This is a genomic window from Cupriavidus sp. GA3-3, from assembly GCF_000389805.1.
GTDB lineage: Bacteria > Pseudomonadota > Gammaproteobacteria > Burkholderiales > Burkholderiaceae > Cupriavidus > Cupriavidus necator_D.
The window spans coordinates 135530-157122 of sequence record NZ_KB944479.1 but is presented as its reverse complement, the minus strand read 5'-3'; the positions used below and the strand labels follow the sequence as shown (position 1 = coordinate 157122).

19 protein-coding genes and 2 pseudogenes are annotated in these 21593 nt (G+C 64.7%); 15 read left to right on the top strand and 6 right to left on the bottom strand.

The window, feature by feature from the left end; genetic code table 11:
- The first annotated feature begins 69 nt into the window (after positions 1-69).
- The 12 genes from C265_RS16245 to C265_RS16190 are packed head-to-tail and all read left to right on the top strand — an operon-like array spanning position 70 to position 13166.
- Entirely contained in the window at positions 70-1011 is a 942-nt protein-coding gene (locus tag C265_RS16245; protein ID WP_010811903.1) for a branched-chain amino acid ABC transporter permease, read from the top strand.
- A 2-nt stretch (positions 1012-1013) separates the two neighbouring features.
- Entirely contained in the window at positions 1014-2291 is a 1278-nt protein-coding gene (locus C265_RS16240; protein WP_010811902.1) for a branched-chain amino acid ABC transporter permease, read from the top strand.
- Entirely contained in the window at positions 2288-3046 is a 759-nt protein-coding gene (locus C265_RS16235; RefSeq protein WP_010811901.1) for an ABC transporter ATP-binding protein, read from the top strand. Before C265_RS16240 ends, C265_RS16235 begins: the two co-directional genes overlap by 4 nt.
- On the top strand, positions 3043-3777 hold the full coding sequence (locus C265_RS16230) for an ABC transporter ATP-binding protein (protein ID WP_010811900.1): 735 nt from the start codon (positions 3043-3045) through the stop codon (positions 3775-3777). Before C265_RS16235 ends, C265_RS16230 begins: the two co-directional genes overlap by 4 nt.
- Positions 3778-3785: 8 nt before the next feature.
- A complete protein-coding gene (locus tag C265_RS16225; RefSeq protein WP_010811899.1) occupies positions 3786-4598 on the top strand; it encodes an SDR family NAD(P)-dependent oxidoreductase in 813 nt (270 codons plus the stop codon).
- A 42-nt stretch (positions 4599-4640) separates the two neighbouring features.
- Positions 4641-6830 carry a thiamine pyrophosphate-dependent enzyme gene (locus C265_RS16220; RefSeq protein WP_010811898.1) on the top strand — a complete coding sequence of 730 codons (2190 nt, stop codon included), beginning with the start codon at positions 4641-4643 and terminating at the stop codon, positions 6828-6830.
- A 43-nt stretch (positions 6831-6873) separates the two neighbouring features.
- Entirely contained in the window at positions 6874-7362 is a 489-nt protein-coding gene (locus tag C265_RS16215; protein WP_010811897.1) for a VOC family protein, read from the top strand.
- Between the two features lies 1 nt (position 7363).
- Positions 7364-8602, top strand: a complete 1239-nt coding sequence (locus tag C265_RS16210; protein ID WP_010811896.1) for a pyruvate dehydrogenase complex dihydrolipoamide acetyltransferase — start codon at positions 7364-7366, stop codon at positions 8600-8602.
- Between the two features lie 9 nt (positions 8603-8611).
- A complete protein-coding gene (gene lpdA / locus C265_RS16205; protein WP_010811895.1) occupies positions 8612-10012 on the top strand; it encodes a dihydrolipoyl dehydrogenase in 1401 nt (466 codons plus the stop codon).
- A 15-nt stretch (positions 10013-10027) separates the two neighbouring features.
- Positions 10028-10768 (top strand): SDR family NAD(P)-dependent oxidoreductase, encoded by a 741-nt coding sequence (locus tag C265_RS16200; RefSeq protein ID WP_037024523.1) that lies wholly within the window; start codon positions 10028-10030, stop codon positions 10766-10768.
- Positions 10769-10796: 28 nt separating this feature from the next.
- Positions 10797-12245 carry an NADP-dependent succinate-semialdehyde dehydrogenase gene (gene gabD / locus C265_RS16195; protein WP_010811893.1) on the top strand — a complete coding sequence of 483 codons (1449 nt, stop codon included), beginning with the start codon at positions 10797-10799 and terminating at the stop codon, positions 12243-12245.
- A gap of 30 nt (positions 12246-12275) precedes the next feature.
- The gene (locus C265_RS16190; RefSeq protein WP_010811892.1) at positions 12276-13166 is read left to right on the top strand and encodes a shikimate dehydrogenase; all 891 of its coding nucleotides are present in this window, start codon (positions 12276-12278) and stop codon (positions 13164-13166) included.
- Between the two features lie 231 nt (positions 13167-13397).
- Here C265_RS16190 and C265_RS32900 read toward each other — a convergent pair whose 3' ends face one another.
- The 4 genes from C265_RS32900 to C265_RS16165 form a co-directional block, all read right to left on the bottom strand.
- Complete coding sequence (locus tag C265_RS32900; RefSeq protein ID WP_305728165.1) at positions 13398-13718, bottom strand: transposase; 321 nt, start codon at positions 13716-13718, stop codon at positions 13398-13400.
- Between the two features lie 347 nt (positions 13719-14065).
- On the bottom strand, positions 14066-14320 hold the full coding sequence (locus tag C265_RS16175; RefSeq protein WP_010811888.1) for an AMP-dependent synthetase and ligase: 255 nt from the start codon (positions 14318-14320) through the stop codon (positions 14066-14068).
- Complete coding sequence (locus tag C265_RS16170) at positions 14317-15012, bottom strand: citryl-CoA lyase (RefSeq protein WP_246840224.1); 696 nt, start codon at positions 15010-15012, stop codon at positions 14317-14319. Before C265_RS16170 ends, C265_RS16175 begins: the two co-directional genes overlap by 4 nt.
- A 47-nt stretch (positions 15013-15059) precedes the next feature.
- Positions 15060-15368, bottom strand: a complete 309-nt coding sequence (locus C265_RS16165; RefSeq protein ID WP_010811886.1) for a hypothetical protein — start codon at positions 15366-15368, stop codon at positions 15060-15062.
- Between the two features lie 139 nt (positions 15369-15507).
- On the opposite strand from C265_RS16165, the gene C265_RS16160 reads away from it, so the two are divergent.
- Positions 15508-16038, top strand: coding sequence for a shikimate dehydrogenase (locus tag C265_RS16160; RefSeq protein ID WP_010811885.1), 531 nt, complete (start codon positions 15508-15510; stop codon positions 16036-16038).
- Between the two features lie 132 nt (positions 16039-16170).
- Here the strand turns inward: C265_RS16160 and C265_RS16155 are convergent, their stop codons facing one another.
- Both C265_RS16155 and C265_RS31485 read right to left on the bottom strand, forming a co-directional pair.
- Positions 16171-17157 (bottom strand): tripartite tricarboxylate transporter substrate binding protein, encoded by a 987-nt coding sequence (locus C265_RS16155; RefSeq protein WP_037024431.1) that lies wholly within the window; start codon positions 17155-17157, stop codon positions 16171-16173.
- A 95-nt stretch (positions 17158-17252) separates the two neighbouring features.
- Positions 17253-19122, bottom strand: a pseudogene (locus tag C265_RS31485) (TonB-dependent receptor).
- Positions 19123-19417: 295 nt separating this feature from the next.
- On the opposite strand from C265_RS31485, the gene C265_RS16150 reads away from it, so the two are divergent.
- On the top strand, positions 19418-20176 hold the full coding sequence (locus tag C265_RS16150) for a type IV toxin-antitoxin system AbiEi family antitoxin domain-containing protein (RefSeq protein ID WP_010811883.1): 759 nt from the start codon (positions 19418-19420) through the stop codon (positions 20174-20176).
- A pseudogene (locus C265_RS16145) lies at positions 20169-21090 on the top strand (nucleotidyl transferase AbiEii/AbiGii toxin family protein). Before C265_RS16150 ends, C265_RS16145 begins: the two are co-directional and overlap by 8 nt.
- Positions 21091-21593 lie beyond the last annotated feature (503 nt).

Genomic DNA, 21593 nt, shown 5'->3' with positions numbered 1-21593 from the left:
GGCACTGGCATGCGCGGCCGGCTATGAGCTGGCCGCGCAATGGACCGGCTTGTCCCCAAAGGAAGCCTCATGGACTATCTCATCGTTTCGCTACTGAACGGCACGATCTACGGTTTGCTGCTGTTCATGGTCTCGGCTGGCCTGACACTGATCTTCGGCATGATGGGCGTGCTGAACTTTGCCCATGCGTCGTTCTACATGCTGGGCGCCTACCTTGCATACAGCTTGCAGAGGGCCCTCGGCTTCTGGGCCGCCATCGTGGTATCGCCCATCTTGGTCGGGCTGATCGGGGTCGCGGTCGAGCGCTTCTTCCTGCGCCGCGTGCATCGTTATGGCCACGCGCACGAGTTGCTGCTGACGTTTGGCCTTTCGTTCATCATCGCCGAGCTGGTCAAGCTCTTCTTCGGCAACTTCCCCGTCGATTACCGGGTGCCGCCCGCGCTGGACTTCGCCGCGTTCCAACTCGGCATGTCCTCGTATCCGTTCTATCGCATGCTGATGGGCGGCATCGCGCTGGCGATGTTCGGCGCCATCTACCTGATGCTGACGCGCACGAGGGTGGGCATTGTCGTGCGTTCGGCCATCTACAAGCCGCGCATGGCCGAGGCCCTTGGCCACAACGTGCCGCTGGTCTTCATGGGCGTGTTCGGCGTCGGCGCCGCGCTGGCCGGGCTGGCCGGCGCGGTGGCCGGCGCCTTCTATACGACCAATCCCAACATGGCACTCGAACTCGGCGTGCTGGTGTTCGTAGTCGTGGTGGTGGGCGGACTGGGTTCGCTGGAAGGCGCCATGTTGGCCTCCCTGCTGATCGGCCTGATCACCTCGCTGTCGGTCGGCATCGACGCCAGCCTGGCCGACCTCTGCGCCGCGTTCGGCGCGCGCGAGTGGGCCGAACAGGTGGGCGGGCTGCTCACGCTGAAAGTTTCGAGCCTTGCCGCAACGATTCCCTTTGCGCTGATGCTGCTGATCCTGCTGGTACGGCCCTCTGGCCTGATGGGAGAAAAGGAGTAAGTATGATCCTCGCCCAGAAAATCGTCGTCGCCGCAGGCGTGGCAGTGTTGGCCGCGCTGCCGGTCTTGCTTTCGCCATCCTTGGTCAATGCTTCGATCCAGATGCTGATTGCGGTGTTGTTCGCCGTCGCGTTCAACCTGCTGAGCGGCCAGGGTGGCATGCTGTCGTTCGGGCACGCGGCCTACTTCGGCATCGGCAGCTTTGCCACGGTGCACGCCATGAGCGCGCTGGGCGGCAACGGCCTCCTGCCAACGCCCCTGCTGCCGCTTGCCGGCGCCGCCATGGGCCTGCTTGCCGGCGTGGCGGCAGGCTGGTTCGCCACCAAGCGCAGCGGCGTGTACTTCTCCATGATCACCCTGGCGCTGGCCGAACTGCTGCATGCGCTCGCGCCGCACCTGAAGGGATGGTTCGGCGGCGAGGCCGGCATTTCGACCATGCGCATGCCTGCGTGGGGCCTCACTTTCGGCGACAGCAACCAGGTCTACTATCTGACGCTAGCCTGGGTGCTGCTGTCACTGGCGTTGCTCTACCTGTACACGCTGACGCCGGTGGGCCGGCTGACGTTGGGGCTGCGCGAGAACGCCAACCGGCTGCGCTTTCTGGGCTATGACGTGCACCGCCTGGGCGTACTGGTCTTTGCCGTCTCGGCCATGTTCTCGGGCATTGCCGGTGCCCTGCAAGCGATCAACATGGAGGCCGCCAACTATGTGGTCTTCGATGCGCAGGCATCGGCCGCGGTAGTGCTGAACAGCTATATCGGCGGCGTGAAGGTCTTCCTGGGTCCGGCGCTGGGCGCGGCGGCGATGACGTTCTTCGGTTATGCCGTATCGGACCTGACCCGCTCCTGGCTGCTCTACCAGGGCATTGTCTTCGTGCTGGTCATGCTGTTCATGCCGGCCGGGCTGGCGGGCCTGATCCAGGCGCTGGCCGGCCACCTCAGGGCGCACGGTCTCCGGCGCATGCTGCCGGTCTCGCTGGCTTTCCTGCTGAGCACCCTTCTGCTGGCCGGTGGCATTGTCTTTACGGTGGAGATGCTGCAACGCTTCTTCTCGCAGGACTACCGCTCGATTGCGCTGGCCAGCGGCTGGCCCCCGATCGCGCTGTTCGGGCGCGAATGGGATCCGCTCTCGCCCCTGACCTGGCTGGTGCCTGCTTTGGTGACAGGCGCCGGCGTGGCAATTGCCCGCCTTGCCGGCGCCGCCTGGCTGCGCCTGAAGGATGCCGCGCCCGCCCGGCCCGGCGCTCACGCCACCGCCAACGCTCACAGGAATCCGGCATGAATCCGCAAGCCATTCTTTCCCTGCGCGGACTGCGCAAGTCTTTCGGGGAGGCCGACATCATCCGCGGCGTCGACCTCGAACTGATAGCCGGCGAATGCCACGCCCTGATCGGCCCCAACGGCGCCGGCAAGTCGACGCTGTTCCACCTGATCTCCGGGCGCCTGCCCCTGACGCGCGGCGAGATCCTGCTGGACGGCGAGCCGATCCACGGCCTCTCGCCCCAGCAGATTAACCGGCGCGGCCTCGCCCGCTCTTTCCAGATCACCAACATCTTCGCCGGCCTGAGCGTGTTCGAGAACCTGCGCCTGGCGGTGATGCGCCGCTACGGCCTGCAATACACGCTGTGGTGTTTCGCCCATCGCGTGCGTGCCGTAAGAGAGGAAGTCATGCACCTGATCGAGCAGGTCCGGCTTGTCCCGCGCGCACAGGCCATTGCCGGCGAACTGTCCTACTCGGAGCAGCGCTCGCTAGAGATCGCCATGACACTGGCATCCGACCCCAAGGTGATCATGCTCGACGAACCCATGGCCGGCATGTCGCAGGAAGAAAGCGACTACATCGCCGGGCTGATCCGCGATATCTCCAGGGGGCGCACGCTGATGATCGTCGAGCACGACATGGACGTGGTGTTTTCGCTGAGCGACCGCATCAGCGTGCTGGTCTACGGCGAAATCATCGCTACCGGCACACCCGACGAGATCCGCAACAACGCGCGCGTGAAGGAAGCCTATCTGGGCGAGGAGGTGGCCATATGAACGCCATGTCGAAAGCTGCGGGCGAGCGACTACTCTCGGTGGAGGGGCTGCACGCGCATTATGGCAAAAGCCACATCTTGCACGGCGTGGACTTCCACGTCGGGCGCGGAGAAGTGGTCAGCCTGCTCGGCCGCAACGGCGCGGGCCGCTCCACCACGCTGAAGGCCATCATGGGCCTGGTACCGCCAAGCGCCGGGCAAGTGAAGCTGAACGGGCGCGACCTGGCCGGCGCCCCGCCTTATGCCATCTGCCGCCGCGGCATCGCCTTCGTTCCCGAAGAACGCGAGGTGTTCGCCAACCTGACCGTGGACGAAAACCTGCGCATGGGCGAGCAGCGCGCCACCGAAGGCGCACCGCAATGGACGGTGGAGCAGATGTTCGACTACTTCCCGCGCCTGAAGGAACGCCGCAACACCAAGGCCGGCAGCCTCTCCGGCGGCGAACAGCAGATGCTCACGATATGCCGCTCGCTGCTGTGCAGTCCGCTGGTGATCCTGATCGACGAGCCGACCGAGGGGCTGGCGCCGAAGATCGTGCAGGTGGTCGGCGAAGCCATCCAGGACATCCACCGGCGCGGTGTCTCCGTGGTGCTGGTCGAGCAGAAGCTGGCGATTGCCCTGAAAGTGTCGAGCCGCGTCTGCGTCATGGGGCACGGCCGCATCGTCTACGAAGGCACGCCCGAACAACTCACCGCCAATACCCAACTGATGAAGGACTGGTTAGCCGTATGAGCTCCGCAATGCCCAATGGATACCCGAACGCGCAGCCGTTTGTGCCTGCGCAGTACGCCGGACTGGCCGGCAAGGTCGTGCTCAACACCGGCGGCGCGAGCGGTATCGGTCGCGCCATGGCACATGGCTTTGCGCGCCACGGCGCGCGCCTGATGCTGCTGGACCTGGACGCAGACGGCCTGGCCGCCGCCCGCGCCGAGCTGACTGCCGCCTATCCGGGACTCGAGGTAGAGACCGTAACCGCATCGATCACCGACCCCGACGCGGTCGAGGACGCCTGCGCCGCCACCGAGGCAAGCTTTGGCCGCATCGACATCCTGCTCAACAACGCCGGCATTTCGATGAACAAGCCGTCGCTGGAGCTGACTCCGTTCGAATGGAAGCGCGCCATCGATATCGACCTGTCCGGCGTGTTCTACTGCTCGCAGGCAGCCGGCCGCCGCATGGTGCGCCAGGGGGGCGGCACCATCCTCAGCACGGCGTCGATGTGGGGCCTGACGTCCTCGGCCAACCGCCTCGCGTACTGCGCGGCCAAGGCCGGCGTGGTGTCGATGACCAAGTCGCTGGCCGCCGAGTGGGCCGAATACTGCATCCGCGTCAATGCGGTATGCCCGGGCTACACGCGCACGGCCCTGGTGGACACCCTGCTCGCACGCCAGGCCCTCGACGGCGAGGCCTTGCTGGCGCGCACACCGTTGCGCCGACTCGGCACACCTGAAGAGATGGCCGAAGTGGCCCTCTTCCTCGCCTCCGATTCGGCCGCGTTCATCACCGGCCACGCCCTGGTCTCCGATGGCGGCTGGACCGCCGACGGCTTCTGAGGCCGCCCCCAACACTATCGACTGGTAATCAAGGAATTCCGCATGTCTGAACGTAGCCTTCTGCGCCCCGGCGCCGAATGGGTGGAACTGCGCGCCACCGACGAGGACTGGGTGCGTGCCGATCCGGCCCTGCTTGGCACCATGCTGAGCCATCTGCACCTGATCCGCGCGTTTGAAGAAGCCGTGCTCCAACTCGCCGCCGAGGGGCTGGTGCACGGCCCTGCCCACTCCAGCATCGGGCAGGAGGGCGGCGCCGCCGGCTCGCTGGTCACGCTGACAGGGGCCGACCAGATCAACGGCTCACACCGTGGTCACCACCAGTTCCTGTCGAAGGCACTGGGCTACCTGGCACCCGCCGGCATCAATCCGCGCGCGCCATTGCCGGCCGAGGTCCAGACCCTGCTGCAACGCACGCTGGCCGAGATCCTGGGCCTGGCCCAGGGGTTCTGCAAGGGCCGCGGCGGCTCCATGCACCTGCAATGGGCCGAGGCCGGCGCGCTCGGCACCAACGCCATTGTCGGCGGCGGCGTGCCCATGGCGGCCGGCGCCGCCTGGTCGCACAAGCATGCCGGCACCGACGCGGTGGCCATCACGTACTTCGGCGACGGCGCGGTGAACATCGGCTCGGTCCTTGAGACGATGAACCTGGCCGCCGCCTGGAAGCTGCCGCTGTGCTTCTTTATCGAGAACAACCGCTACGCGGTCTCGACCACGGTGGAAGAGTCCACTGCCGAGCCCCGCCTGTCCGCGCGCGGCCTGGCGTTCAACATCCCGAGCTGGAAGGTGGACGGCATGGACCCGCTGGCGGTCCACCTCGCCACGCAGGAAGCACTGGCGCACATGCGTGCCGGCAAGGGGCCGACCGTGATCGAGGCGGACCTCTACCGCTTCTTCCATCAGAACGGCCCCTTCCCCGGCAGTGCTTTCGGCTATCGCAGCAAGGAAGAGGAACAGCAATGGCGCACGCGCGATCCGCTCGACCTGATGGCGCGCCGCATGGAGGCGCGTGGCCTGATCAGCGCCGACGAGATTGCCGCCTTGCGCGAACGCGTCCGCCAGGCCATGCGCGATGCCGCCGCCGCGCTGACCGAGGCCGATCCGTCGGGCAAGCCCGGCAAGCGCCGCATCCGGCCGGAACTGTGGCCGAGCCCCGACTTCCGCGACGTCGGCATCCGCGGCGACCTGCGTGAACTCGAAGGCCTGCGGCTCGCGGACCAGGACGATTTTGCGGGGAAGCTGGAGCCGCGCAAGTTCATCGATGTGGTCGCCGATGTCATGCACCGCCGCATGCAGACCGATCCCTCGGTGGTGGTGATGGGCGAGGACGTGCACCGGCTCAAGGGCGGCACCAACGGCGCCACCCGCGGCCTGCGCGACAGCTACCCGGAGCGCGTGCTGGGCACCCCCATCAGCGAGAACGCCTTTGTTGGCCTCGGCGGCGGGCTGGCGCTGGACGGCCGCTTCAAGCCGGTGGTCGAGTTCATGTACCCGGACTTCATGTGGGTCGCGGCGGACCAGGTCTTCAACCAGATCGGCAAGGCACGCCACATGTTCGGCGGCCAGAGCGATGTGCCGCTGGTGCTGCGCACCAAGGTGGCGATGGGCACCGGCTACGGCTCGCAGCACTCGATGGACCCGGCCGGCATCTTCGCCACCAATCCCGGCTGGCGCATCGTGGCGCCGTCGAACCCGTTCGACTACGTGGGCCTGATGAACACCGCGCTGGCTTGCAATGACCCCGTGCTGGTGATCGAGCACGTCGACCTTTACAACGGCACGGGCATCGGTCCGGTCGATGACCTGGACTACCACCTGCCGGTCGGCAAGGCCGCCGTGCGACGCCCGGGGGCCGAGCTGACAGTCATCACGTACCTGTCGATGGTGGGCCATTCGCTCGAAGCCGTCGAGCAGACCGGGATCGACGCCGAGGTGATCGATCTGCGCTGGCTGGATCGCGCCAGTCTTGACTGGGACACCATCGAGGCCAGCGTAAGGAAGACCAACAATGTGCTGATCGTCGAGCAAGGCGCGCGTGGCACATCGTACGGCGGCTGGCTGGCCGACGAGATCCAGCGGCGCTGCTTCGACTGGCTGGACCAGCCGGTGCAGCGCGTCACCGGTGCAGAGGCCGCACCGAGCATTTCGAAGGTGCTCGAACGCGCCGCCGCCGCGCGCACCGACGAAGTCGCAGAGGGCCTGCGCCTAGCCATGCGCAACAAGGGCGCTGCCTGACCGCCGGCGCGCCGCAACCGAACGATGTAGCAAAGGACCCACGATGACCGTGAATATGATTGTCCCGCTGGAGGTAGGCGTCGCCGTGCGCAACCTCCCGCTCATGCGCCGCTTCTATGAGCAGGTGCTGGGCTTTGCCTTTGTCAGCGAAGTGGCCGTGCCGCCGGCCAGCGCCGCGCGCGCGGCAATGCACCTGGACGGCTATACCGCCGTGCGCCTGCAGACCAACCGCGGCGAGCGCATCAAGCTGCTGGCACCGGCCAACACGCCGGCGGCCGCACCGGCACCCGCGTTCATCCTCGAGCGCCCCAACGCCAGCTACCTGACCTTCATCGTCGAGGACATCCAGGCCGTGGTCGACCAGTTGCTGGCGGCCGGCGTGCATTTCCTGACCGGTCCCGAACGGATCGAAGTGCGCCCCGGGGTGTACCTGGCGTTCTGCCACGACCCCGAGGGCAATGTGCTGGAAATCGTCCAGTATAGCGACATCGCCGCCTACCGCCCCGACGTACACCAGCAGGAGAAGCGCTGACATGGCCGTTCTCTTGCGTATGCCCGAGGTGGCGGCCAATGCCACCCACGCCACGCTGCAGGCATGGGCCCTGAACGAAGGCGAAGCCATCGCCGTCGGCGACTGCATTGCGGAAATAGAGACTGACAAAGCCGTGGTCGAACTGAATGCCGAAGCGGCCGGCGTGCTGGGCCGCCAGCTGATCCGCGCCGGGCAGGAAGTCGAGGTCGGCGCACCGATCGGCGTGGTGCTGGTCAACGGCGAGACCGCCATCGACATCGACGCGCTGATTACCGCTGCTGGCGGCGCGCCGGCGGCGCAGGCCGCGCAGCCGCAGCCCGCCGAAGCGCCTCCCGCCCCGGTCGCAATGCCTGCCGAAGCCGCAGCCCCACGCATCTTCGCCAGCCCGCTGGCACGCCGGCTGGCAAGCCAGCACGGCGTGGCTCTGGCCGGCCTCAGGGGGAGCGGCCCCAACGGACGCATCGTCAAGCGCGATATCGAGCGCGAAGCTGGTCAAGGGCAGGCAGAGCCCCCGGCAGCGGCAAACGCCGCTGGCGTGGCTTCTGCGGCGCTCCCCGCGGGGGCGTACACCGAAGTGCCGCACAGCGGCATGCGCCGCACCATTGCCCGGCGCTTGGGCGAAAGCAAAGCGACCATCCCGCATTTCTACCTGAGCGCGGACTGCCGCATGGAACGCCTGCTGGCACTGCGCGCGGAGATCAACACCGGCGCGGCGCACAAAATCTCAGTCAACGACTTCATCGTGCGCGCTGTTGCCGTGGCGCTGCGCGAGGTGCCCGGCGCCAACGTCGGCTGGACCGACACCACCATGCGCCAGTACCACCAGGCCGATGTGGCTGTGGCCGTTTCCACCGACACCGGCCTGATCACGCCGATCGTGCGTGCGGCAGACCAGAAGCCGCTGTCGGTCATCAGCGCCGAAATCGCCGACCTGGCCGCGCGCGCGCGCGCCTCGCAACTGCGTCCGGAGGAATACCAGGGCGGCAGCTTCAGCGTGAGCAACCTCGGCATGTTCGGCGTCGCGGAGTTCTCCGCCATCATCAATCCGCCGCAGGCCGCCATCCTTGCGGTGGGCGCCACGCAGGCGGTGCCGGTGGTGGAAGGCGGCGAGATCCGCCCCGGCCAGGTGATGCGCTGCACGCTGTCGGCCGACCATCGCGCCATCGACGGCGCCCTGGGGGCGCAATGGCTAACAGCCTTCAAGCGCCTGATCGAGAACCCGCTGTCGATGCTGATCTGAGGAGCGGACGTGGCCAACTCAAGCTTTGATCTGATCGTTGTCGGCGGCGGCCCGGGCGGCTACGTGGCCGCCATTCGCGCGGCCCAGCTCGGCATGAAGACCGCCCTGGTCGAGAAGGCGCAACTCGGCGGCATCTGCCTGAACTGGGGCTGCATCCCCACCAAGGCCTTGCTGCGCTCGGCCGACGTGCTGCGGCTGGTGCGGGATGCGGCGGCATTCGGCGTACGCGCCGCGGCGCCGAGCGCCGACCTGCCGGCCATGGTGGCGCGCTCGCGCGCCGTCGCCGCACAGCTCAACAAGGGGGTGACCCACCTGATGAAAAAGCACGGCGTGGTCGTGATCGACGGGCACGGAAAGCTGGCGGGCAAGGGGCGGCTGGAGGTGACGGCGACCGACGGCACGCACCAGACGCTGTCGGCGCCCCACATCATCCTGGCCACCGGCGCGCGCGCGCGCCAGTTGCCGGCCCTGCCGGCCGATGGCAAGACGGTCTGGACCTACCGCGAGGCCCTGTCGCCGCCACAAGCGCCGGCGCGGCTGCTCATCGTCGGCGCCGGCGCCATCGGTATCGAGTTCGCCAGTTTCTATCGCGCCGTCGGCAGCCAGGTGACGGTCGTCGAAATGGCCGACCGCATCCTGCCCGCCGAGGACGCCGAGATTTCCGCGCAGGTCGCCGCCAGCCTGGGGCGCGAGGGCATCGTGCTCTATACGGCCACCGGCGTCGAGCGCACGGTGCGCAAGGGCAGCGCGTGGGAAGTCGAGTTGCAACCCAGGCAGGGCCAGGCCACGCGGCTCGAGGTCGATGTCGTGCTGGTGGCCGCGGGCATCGTCGGCAACGTGGAGAACCTGGGCCTGGAGGGCACTGCGGTGCGGGTCGAAAAGGCCCATATCGTGACCGACGAGTTCGGCCGCACCGGCGAACCCGGCATCTATGCCATTGGCGATGTGGCGGGGGCGCCGTGGCTGGCCCACAAAGCCAGCCACGAAGGCGTGGTGTGCGTAGAGCGCATTGCCGGCCTGCATTCGCACGCGATCGATCCATTGCGCATTCCGGCCTGCACCTACAGCCATCCGCAAGTGGCCAGCGTGGGCCTGACCGAGGCACAGGCGCGAGAGCAAGGCCGCGACGTCAAGGTCGGGCGCTTCCCCTTTGTCGGCAACGGCAAGGCCATCGCCATGGGCACCACTGCCGGGCTGGTCAAGGTCGTGTTCGACGCCGGCAGCGGCGAGCTGCTGGGTGCGCACATGGTGGGCGAGGAAGTCACGGAGATGATCCAGGGCTACGCCATTGCGCAAACGCTGGAAACCACCGAGGCCGAGCTGATGTCGGCCATCCTGCCGCACCCGACCCTGTCGGAAGCCATGCATGAGGCTGTGCTCGCCGCCTATGGACGGGCACTGCATATCTGAATGAAGGACACTGCCATGTACGATTTCGACCAACGCACCCTGCTCCTGACCGGCGCCAACGGCGGCATCGGCCGCGAGACCGCGCGGCTTTTCCACGCGCATGGCGCGCGGCTGCTCCTGACTGATCTGGACGAGGCCGGCCTTGCCGGCTTCGCGCAGGAACTGGACCCCTGCGGTGAGCGCGTGGCGACGCTGCGCATGAACGCCGGCACTCCGGAGGACTGCGACCGCGCCGTTGCGCTGGCGCAAGACCGATTTGGCGGCATCGACTTCCTGGTGCCGTCGGCGGGCATCTATGAGGCCCAGCCGGTCGGGGAGATGAGCGACGAGCAATGGCGGCGCACGTTGTCCGTGAACCTGGACGGCGTGTTCTACCTGGTCCGCCGCGCCATGCCGGCGTTGCGCCAGCAGAGTGCGATCGTCAACCTGACCTCGGTCGCGGCACATCGCGGCGCCTACTACAATGCCCACTACTCGGCTTCCAAGGGCGGATTGCTGAGCCTGACGCGCAGCCTGGCGCGAGAACTGGGGCCCCGGACCCGCGTGAACACCGTGTCGCCCGGCATCATCGAAACCCCCATGACCGCTGCGCTGATCGCAAAGCGCGGCGCCGACTCCGTCGAGCAGACCCCGCTCAGGCGCCTCGGCCAGCCGCGTGAGATCGCCACTGCCATCGGCTTCCTGTGCAGCAGCGCCGCCAGCTTCATCACCGGTGAAGTGCTGCATGTGAATGGTGGCCTCTACATCGCCGGCTGACTTTCAACCCGCCCGGATCAAACGGACCATGCTGAACCTCCAAGACCCTTCCCTGCTGCTGCATCAATGCTATGTCGACGGCCGCTGGATCGACGGCGAACGTCATATCGAAGTTACCAACCCGGCCACCGGCGAGCGCGTTGGCCAAGTACCGCAACTCGGCGCAAGTGAAACGCGCCAAGCGATCGAGGCGGCCAACCGCGCGCTGCCCGCGTGGCGCGCACGCACCGCCAAGGAGCGCTCCGCGCTGCTGCGCAAGTGGTTCGAGCTGCTGATGGCCAACCAGGAAGACCTGGCCCGCATCATGACTGCCGAACAGGGCAAGCCGGTTGCGGAAGCGCGCGGCGAGATCGCCTATGCCGCCTCGTTCATCGAGTGGTTTGCCGAGGAAGGCAAGCGCATCTACGGCGAGACCATTCCCGCGCCGCTCAGCAACCAGCGTATCGTGGTCACGAAAGAGCCCGTGGGCGTGTGCGCGGCCATCACGCCGTGGAATTTCCCCGCCGCCATGATCACCCGCAAGGCCGGCCCCGCGCTGGCTGCCGGCTGCACCATGGTGCTCAAGCCCGCCTCGCAAACACCGCTGACCGCACTGGCGCTGGTGGCGCTTGCCGAACGCGCCGGCATTCCTGCCGGCGTGCTGTCGGTGGTGACCGGCTCGGCCAATGCCATTGGCGGCGAGCTGAGCACCAATCCGGTGGTGCGCAAGCTCACCTTCACAGGCTCCACCGAGGTGGGCCGCGTGCTGATGGCGCAGACGGCGTCGACCATCAAGAAAGTGTCGATGGAACTCGGCGGCAATGCCCCCTTCATTGTCTTCGACGACGCCGACCTGGACGCAGCCGTCGAAGGCGCCATCGTCTCCAAGTACCGCAATGCCGGCCAGACCTGTGTCTGCGCCAACCGGCTGTACGTGCAAAGCAAGGTCTATGACGCCTTTGCAGAGAAGCTGGTGGCTGCCGTCAGCGCGCTGAAGGTCGGCAACGGCATGGATGACGGCGTGCGCATCGGGCCGCTGATCGACGACAAGGCCGTGGCCAAGGTCGAGGAGCATATTGCCGACGCGGTCGGCAAGGGTGCGCGCGTGCTGCATGGCGGACATCGCCATGCACTGGGCCAGTCCTTCTTCCAGCCGACCGTGCTGGCCGACGTTAGCCCGGCCATGCTGGTCGCGCGCGAGGAAACCTTCGGTCCGCTGGCGCCACTGTTCCGCTTCGACACCGAGGACGAGGTTGTCGCCATGGCTAACGACACCGAATTCGGCCTAGCCAGCTACTTCTATGCGCGCGACCTCGGTCGCGTCTGGCGCGTGTCCGAACGCCTGGAGTACGGCATGGTGGGCGTGAATACCGGACTGATCTCGAATGAAGTCGCGCCTTTCGGCGGCGTCAAGCAATCGGGCGTGGGCCGCGAAGGCTCGCACTACGGCATCGAGGACTACTTGGTCATCAAGTACACCTGCATGGCCGGCATCTGAGTCCGTGACCACTTCACCACGGAATCCCCTATGCATATCGATGGCAATACGCAGCTGATCGGCATCATCGCCCATCCCATTGCGCACGTGCGCACACCACAACGGATCAACGCCCTGGTTGCCGAGCAGGGCATCAATGCGGTCTGCGTGCCCTTTCACGTCGAGCCAGAGCGCCTGCAAGCGTCGCTTGCCGGCGCCACCGTGCTGCGCAACCTGCGCGGCCTGGTGGTAACCATTCCCCACAAGGAAGCGGTGCTGGCAGCGTGCGGCGCCCTCACGGAGACAGCCAGCCTGGTCGGCGCCGTCAATGCCATGCGCTTCGATCCGGTACGCCAGTGTTGGGAAGGCGCGAACTTCGACGGCGATGGCTTCGTGCAGGGCTTGCGACAGCAGGGGCATAGCCTGCGCGGCAAGCGCGTGCTCCAGATCGGCGCGGGCGGCGCCGGCAAGGCCATGGCCTACGCAATTGCGCGCGAACAGCCTGTGGAACTCGTCATCCACAACCGCTCAGCCGGGCGCGCGGCCGAGCTGGCCGAGGGGCTGCGTCGCGCCCTGCCCTCCGTGACGATACGCGGCGGGGAAGCCGATCCAGGCGATTTCGACGTAGTCGTCAACGCCACCTCACTGGGGCTGCAGGACAGCGATGCACTGCCGCTTGCCGCCGAACAGCTGGCCCGCGGCACACTGGTCTGCGAGGCGGTCGTACGCGATGGCGATACGGCGCTGCTGAAAGCCGCGCGCGCGCGGGGCTGCCTTGTGCATCACGGCGAGCATATGCTGAGCGGACAGATCCTGGAGATTGCCGCCTTTCTCGGCATCGCGCTCAAGGCGCGATGGACCAGCGCCTGCCCGCCGCAAGGGAAGTTGCCGGCCGCGCCTGACGGTTCGGGTGCAAATCGGAGGGGCCAATGTGCTTTTTGACAAGTGCTAGCCGCAATGAGTACGCTGAGAGACATCGACTGGTTGTTCAACGGGCGGCACTTCGACCGCGAAGTCATCGTTCTGTGCGTGCGGTGGTACCTGCGTTACAAGCTTAGCCTTCGAGACCTCGTTGATGGGCGAGCCCGCCAGCCTCGTCCTTGCCCGCACGAACTCGCGCGCCTGCGATGGCGACTGGACTAGCGGGTCCAGCAGTACAAGCAGGCCGGTCATTCAGTTCGGCTTCAACACCCGCAGCCGCAGAAGCTCGATATTCCCGCGGCCATACATTTGGCGCTTGAGGAGCTTGAGCCGGTTGACATGACCCTCGGTCTGGCCATTGCTCCATGGCAGCTTGAAGGCCGCCCGCACTGCCGGCAGGTCGGCGCGCAGGCTTTGCGCGAGCCGACGCATTTCCGCAGCGTCGCAGCACGACAGACGTTTCAACCATCGATCGAAATGTCGCAGACTTCGCCGGTGCATGAGTCCGAGAAACTCTCGCGCCAGGCTGCGGACCTCGCCCACCACGGGTTCGATCTTGCACAGCGCCTGCACGAAGCGCTCGTGGTCTGCGCGCTTTGGCTTCGCGACAGCGAGCTTTCTCTATCCGAAAAGCCGTCCGAATACGCGCCGAGCCGACGGGCACGGCATCGTACGCACGGGTACTTGGACAAGCGGTGCCTTGCCCTGCGGAAAGAGAAGGCAGGCCACGCAACTCTGCACGCAGGCGGGACTACCCTTCTAGCCTCGCTGCTTGAGTTCTTGCCAGATCAGCTCAGGAAAGCGACAGCCCTGGGCGATTCGTTCCTCGATATAGTCGCGATAGGGATCCAAAGGCGTCGGACCCCGAGCCTTGGGCGCGCGCTCGGGGAATGCCCCCGCGTGGACGAACTTCTGCACGGTTACATTGCTGATTGAGAGCTCGCGTGCGAATCCTTTGAGCGTGCCGCCCTGGGCAGCCATTGCACGGCTTGCGCGATCCGTCCCTCGAGCTCGCGATAGCTCCAGGTCTCACCCTCGAAGAGCAACGCCGGCTTGTCCGGATGCGCCGCCATGCGGGCCCCGAGGAAACCGGTCAGCGTGAAGTCATGCGCCGGATACTGCGTGAGCACGTCGAGCGGCGCCATCGTGCCGGTGCGGGTGGCGGGCGCGCTCATGATGCTTGCGCCGGCGCGGCGCTGTAGGCGATGGCCTGTTCGGCGGCATCGGCCAGGATGAAGCCGATGGGCTGGCGGCGTTCCTCCTGCAGATGGGCGATCAGGCTGGCCACGCGCGCCAGCAGCGGCACTCCCTTGAGCGCGGTGGCGGGATAGCCGGCGTCCAGCAGGACGGCGGGGATCGCGCCCGAAACATTCAGCCGGAGGGGCTTGCTGTAGTGCTCGGGCACGGCGGCGGCTACCGCTTCCAGCGCGGCCACGTGGTCGCCGGCGATGCCCAGCTCACGCGCGACGGCCAGCAGCCAGTGCGCACGCGGATCCCCCAGCTTGTGCGTCGGATGGCCAAAGCCGGGCAGCGGCTTGCGCGCCTGGCGAACGGCCCGGACCACGGAGTTCGCGCTCTCGGCCAGCGTGCCGTGTTCCCGACCGGCGAGCACTTCCGCCAGCAGCTGGCCCGCGGTTTCCGATGCACCCAGGATCACCGAGCCGCAACCCAGCACTCCAGCCGCCACGGCGCCTTGCAACGCATCCGGCGCGGCGGCCAGCGTCATGCGGGCTGCCTGCACCGAGGGGACCAGGCCATGCTCCGCGATCGCCACGAGGCAGGCATCGGTGATCGCTACCAGCTTTGCGTCGGGCTCGCGGCCGGTCAGCAGGAACAGGAAGTAGAACGGTAAACCCGCACCCGCCATCGTCACGTGCGGCCGGCACTGCATGTCGTACAGGACCGGCTTGCCGTTCAGGCGCCATCCGTGAACGGGTCGGCGCTGCCGATCTTTGCGAGGGCGCCGTCGGTGAACAGATCCACCTGGCGCACTGCGCCGTCGGTGAACGGATCCATCTGCCGCAGTGCGCCATCGGTGAACGGATCCGCCTTGCGCACGGCAATCCGGCGGAACTGCTCATCGGCCAGGCGGCCGGATTGCGCACGCTGCAGGGCCTCGGCGACATGCCCCCCGTTTGTGTAAACGTCCGGGGCGCACACGGCGGCTTGCGCCCCGGCCGCCATCACCACTATCAAGATTGCGCCAATCGATGCCTTTTTCATCACTTGCTCCTTTTCCACTAAGAAGAACCTTGTGTCGGCCGGGGCACCTGCCCCGCACCTCTCAGATTCAAATATAATTAACCCGTACCGTACGGTACTATATAAATTAGAAGGTAACACCATCAACAATCTCGATGGCGTGCTGACCGGCTACAACACCGACTGCATCGGCGCCGTGCGGGCGTTCAAGGAGGTGACGGAAGTGGCCGGCAAGCGCATTGCGTTGCTGGGCGCGGGCGGCGCCGCGCGCGCGATGGCCTATGGCTTGCGCGAGGCCGGCGCCAGCGTGACCGTGTTCAACCGAACGGCGGCGCGCGGGGAGGAACTGGCTGGCTCGCTTGGCCTGCGGTTTGGCGGCGAATTATCCGACTTCCGCGCGGCGGACTTCGACCTGCTCGCCAACGCGACTGCCGCGGGTTTCCGCGCACCCGATGTCAACCCGGTCGCCGGACAGCTCGCCGCGCACCTGATTGTCATGGACGCCGCCTTCATCCCGGTCAGGAGCAAGCTGATCCACGATGCCGCCGCGCTCGGCTGCCGCACCATCGACGGCACGCGCATGATGCTGCACCAGGCCTGCGCCCAGGTCGAGTTCTCCACCGGCTGCGCACGCGCGCCGATCGAGGCGATGGAGACGGCGCTGCTCGAGGAGATTGCCCGCCTGTCCTAACCCCCCGCCGCCCCTTGCCTTCTGACGCTCACACTCCGATAACCCATACCCGCCCGCTTGTCATCACCTGCACAGGCTTCGACGGAGTTCCCGATAACCCTGCGACGCGAGCGGCAGGCCCAACGCGCTGCCTCAATTCTTCAGGTTGGTCCTGGCTACCAGCGCCTTCATCACCGCGTTGTCAGCCTCGATCATCGCCTTGAACGTCGCCGCGTCGGCATAGGCAATGCCCAGGTTCTGCCGGCGCAGCGTCGCCACGAAGACTGGATCCGCCACTGCCTTGCGGCTGGCGGCCGCCAGGATTTCAAGCACCTCGGGTGGTGTGCCTTTGGGCGCGGCAAGCCCGCGCCATGTGGCGATCGAGAGGGCGATACCCCTCTCACGCAGCGTGGGCACGTTCTCGAAACCGCTGACACGCTGGTCGGCCATCACCGCGAGCGTCTTCACCTTGCCCGCGGCCACATAGGCCGACACCTCCGCGGGACTGACGGCCACCGCATCGATATGCCCGCCCATCAACGCCACCAGCGCCGGCGCCGCACCGGTGAACGGCACATGATTGAACCTGACGTGCGCCCTGTCCTCCAGCGCCGTCGCCGCCAGGTGCCAGATCGAGCCCGGGCCGGAATTCCCGACCTGCACCTCCCCAGGGTGCGCCCTGGCGAATGCAAGGAATGCCTCGATGGTGTTCCAGCGCGAGTCGGCCTTGACCGTGATCGCGGACGGATCGGCATTCAGGCGCGCGATCGGCACCAGCTGGGCAGCGTCGAACGTGGTCGGCCCGAGATGCGGGAAGATCACGGCTTCCGCGATGATGATGCCGAGCTTGTAGCCATCCGGCCTGGCGCGACCCACTTCTGTCATACCGATTGCGCCACTGGCGCCTGGCTTGTTCACCACGGTCAGCGGCTGCGAGAGGTACTTTCGCATGGCTTCGCTGAAGGCGCGCGCAACCGTGTCAGTCCCACCGCCCGCTGAGCTTGGCACCACCAGCTCGACAGCGTGAGTCGGGTAAGGCGCCGCGGTCGTCTGGCCCATCACGGGAACTGCGGCAAGGAATGCGGCCAGCTGAGCGGCCAGCAGTAAAGATGTTTGAAGGTGCTTGCGGGGTAGTCGCATCTATGACTCACACGTTTAGCTAGCCGGCTAGCATTGCAGGTATTGGGACACCGTCAAGGATAGAACGTGAAAGACTAGCTCAGACGCTTACATCGTCAGAATAGCTTGGATACGGATATATAAAAACTGCGTCGGGGTGAATACTGAGGCGCACCCACACCAATTCCGGTCCCATCCCGAAGTTGATAGGAACGATTGAACAGATTCAGCACAGTAAATCTAGACTTTATTTTTCCGAAAACGGAAACATCAAAGCTACGCTCCAACGCGATGTTGAATTGAAGATATGCCGGAAGATGGGTAGTATTGGCGAAACCATTTCGAAGACCACTTCCATAGATGGCGTCGGCTGTCAGTAGCATACCATCCCATAGATACGAGGCGCCGAATGATGCCGCGACGGTTTGCTCGTGATCCAGATGTGCCCAATTTCTTGCGATAAAAGCCTGCTCCATCGGACTGAAATTAAACTGACCTGTTTCAATATCTTTTCCGCGCGCACGCGAAATGCTGACGTTTAGGTATGATGCGAAGTTGCCATTACGATAACTGGCGGTACCTTCGATGCCGTAGATCTTGCCACGTCCGAAGTTGAAAGAAGAGAAGATCAGCGCATTACCAAACTGCCCCTCATCCTGCAAGTGGCGAGATCTCCGAAAATATGCATCGAGACCAAGCGTCAGGTTACGTGTGACCTGGTGAGAAACGCCCACATCGAAGTAATCCGACCGTTCGGAACGCACCGAATTATTGGCGTCGGAAGGTAAAGCACTCGTTGTTCCGACAAACTTTGACACGTCGGTGGTATCGATCTTCTCGGTCGCCGGAGGCGTGAAGTAGCGTGCGTAGCCGGCATGCAAACGCGTGATGTTGGAAAGTTCGTAGGTTAGTCCGACGCGAGGACTTAATTGTTGTTCATCCACGACCGTTCCAACCTGATCGTAGCGCGCACCATAGCTTATGGTTAGATTTTCCATAGCCTTCCACTCGTCTTGCAGATAGATGCCGATGGTAGTTCCGGTGTGGCTTGTGTTGTCGACGATCCCAAATCGTACGCTGCTGACTTGCATGCCATCGGCCCCAGCGGGAAACACACTGGATGTATTGCGCACACCAAATTGTTCGTGCTGCGCGAACAAACCGCTGCGAACTGTGTGCCGCTGATTGAGAACATAGCTGACATCCGTCTGGATACCATACGCCTCATTGCTACGTGCAATATAGGATGCAATGCCGTTGTATACCAAGTCCCCGACGGGATCGGGAGTGTATTCCAGGCGGCTATTCCGGTGAAACAGCGAGATCTGGTAATCCAGTGCATCCGACACTTTTCTCTGGTACGAGAGTATCTGGAAATCTGTCTTTTCCCGCTGGCTCGAAGTCAGGTTCTCCGAAGCTGGCGCATTCGCACCGACAAGCGTGAATTGAGGTGTGATGCCCGGTCGGTTTGGGATTTCGAACTGGCTGTTGGCGCTCCCAAAAAGTAAACTGACACGGCTGTCATCATTTAAAAGATAGGACAGCATACCAAACGCTTTGCGTTGATTCGTATGATCGTGAATCGCTAGGCGTCCATCTGTAGGATTTTCGATGCCAAGATTGTTATCAACGAAGGATCCACTTAAGTAATAACTCACATGACCCAATTTACCTTGGACTTGCGCATTGACTTCGCGGTCGGTGTGACTGCCAATCACGCCGCCGACTTCGCCACCAACGATCTTTGTTCAGAGGTGTGTTTTCTCCCATTGGCAGCGCATTGATGTCGCTACCGTCGAAGCGATAGACCGAACTACCTGTTTGCGGCGACAACGCGTTGCGCGCGTCATCCAATCGCTTCGCTGTAACAACGATGGCGCCCAGCGTCTTGTCGCTTTCTGTGGCGGCCCGGGCCGTGGGAGGAGGAAACGGAGTGGTAACAGGTTCGGATGGCACTGATTTGGCGTGAACGGCCATGGTGAGCATCGAGGCCGTGCCGGCCGCCACGCATCGGAACGGTAAGCAGAATATTGAGACACCAGCGTAGCGCCGCCCTGGTACGTCGGCGGCGACGCATCAACGACGGCTTGCTGCGACCTGCGGATGGTTTGTTTCAACGTACAAGCGTAGCCTACGCGCGTAGTTCGTCAGGGCGGGATGGCCATTCTGTCGGGGAACAAGAGTGATTAGATTATGTCGGAATAATAAAGCTATCTACTATTTCCAGAGCATTCCGCCTGTTTTAGCCGCGACTGATTACATCGGGTTTAAAATTACAAACATGGAGTTAAATTCTCGATTTGATGTAATCAAGCGCCTACAGGCGGAACTGCCCCGCGGAGCCCCGTTCGACCTTGCGGTGCTGAGTCAATTCGGGGTTTCGCCCCAGCTCGCCGCCCATTACGCCGACGGCGGGTGGCTCGTGCGTCTCGCCCAAGGGGTCTACGCTTACCCGAACGACGACTTCAGTGTCTACGGCGCATTATTGTTTCTCCAGAGGAGGGTGCCGGGGCTTCATGTCGGCGGCAAAAGTGCGCTGGCATGGCAAGGGGTGAGGCACAACGTAGTCAGCCGGGATGCACTGGTGCTCTGGGGCGACAACCGCTTTCCCTTGCCGACCTGGTTCACGAAGCGTTTTCCCGCGCGCTACGTCCATGCTCACCTGTTCGATTGGCCCGACGACGAATTGACACGAAAAACGCTGACCACCCCGCCGAGCCTGCCTGAAGGGTTGCACGTTGCCACGCCCGAACGCGCCATGCTCGAGCTGCTGTACGAGGTGGGTGTCAAGCAAAGCCTGGAAGAGGCTCGTAATCTTTTTGACGGGTTGCGCTCGCCCCGAAAGGATCTGCTGGGACGGTTGCTGACATGCTGTACCAGCGTGAAGGCAGTACGCCTGTTCCTCACATGGGCACGCGAAACGAACCTCGTGGACGTAGATACCCTGCTGGACCAGTACGCGGTCCGTACTGGCAGCCCCAAGCGCTGGATGAGCCGACTGGACGACGGCACTTTGCTTAGCTTAAAACCCCGTGGATAAATCCTACGCAGACACCGTTCGCTTGCTGCTGACCGTCGCTCCCGACGTGTTCGCCAACGACATCTTCGCCATCAAGGGCGGCACCGGCATCAACCTTTTCGTGCAGAACATGCCACGTCTGTCGGTTGATATCGACGTGGTGTACCTGCCGTGGCAAGTGCCGCGCGATGAGGCGCTCCGGGCGATCAACCAGGAGTTGGCTGCCGTCGGGGAACGGGTTCAGCCGCTGGGCCTACAAACGCGCCTGATCCGGGGCCAAGGATCTCGGAGAAACCAAGCTGATCGTTGAGAACGAGACGAGCCAAGTGAAGGTTGAGGTGAACGTGGTGTTCCGTGGCACCGTATTGCCGGTGGAGCACCGGCCGTTGTGTGCCAAGGCCAGCGACCTGTTCGGCGTCGAGTTTGAGCTGCCGATCCTCGCGCAGGATGAACTTTACGCAGGCAAGCTGGTGGCCGCGCTGGACCGGCAGCATCCCCGCGACTTGTTCGACGTGTGGCAACTCTATGAATCGGGCAGCCTTACCGACGGCATGGTGGAATGCTTCGTGGTCTATCTAGCAGGCCACAACCGGCCCACGCATGAAGTCCTTCTCGGCAACGACAAGGATATTGCCGCAGAGTACGACCGGGCATTTGTCGGCATGACTGAAGTTCCCTGTTCCCTGGAAACTTTGCTGGAGGCTCGCGCGCGACTGCGTCAGGAATTGCCGCGACGGCTGAGTGCGGCTCAGAAGCAATTCCTGTGTGGCCTGGCCCGTGCGGAACCTGATTGGTCCCTGCTGCAATGCCGGCATGCCACGGAAATGCCGGCACTGCGATGGAAGCTCAGCAATCTGGAAACCTTCCGCCAGCGACGACCCAGCGACTTTTCGGCGCAGGCTGCATTACTGGAAGCCGGCCTTAACCGGGTCTGATGTCCGGGTCGGGAGGTTCTGGAAGCCGGCGGTTCAGCGTTGCGGGCTGCTGGTGTGATCGGGCTTACTGTCGCCGCGCGTTGTTGCGCTCCAGCCCGGAAGTCGACGCTGATAGGGCATCGGAATGACGGTGATCTTCCTGCACGGTGACGCATGGGTTCGACAGCCAACTGACTTTCACACGTGAAAGTGCTCCTCTCTCCTTCAGTCCGTGTCACAACACGGCAATTGCGATTGCAGGGTCGACGCGGCGTCAACGTCGCCCCCAGAACTGCCGGGGAAACTGGCGTTTAATCCAGTATTGCCCAATGTTTATATCGCCGTATCCTGCGGGGGTAGGCCTGCTACTACCCGCGCCCCGTCCCCGGTGAGCGCGGGTTCTTTTTGCGATCCGACGCCCCGCGCGGCGTGGGCGAATTGCCGGCCACGGCGACTTGGCGGATACTGATGCTGCGGGCAACCCGTAAGGCGGTGCCCGATTTCTTCTTGGACGTTCTACGGCT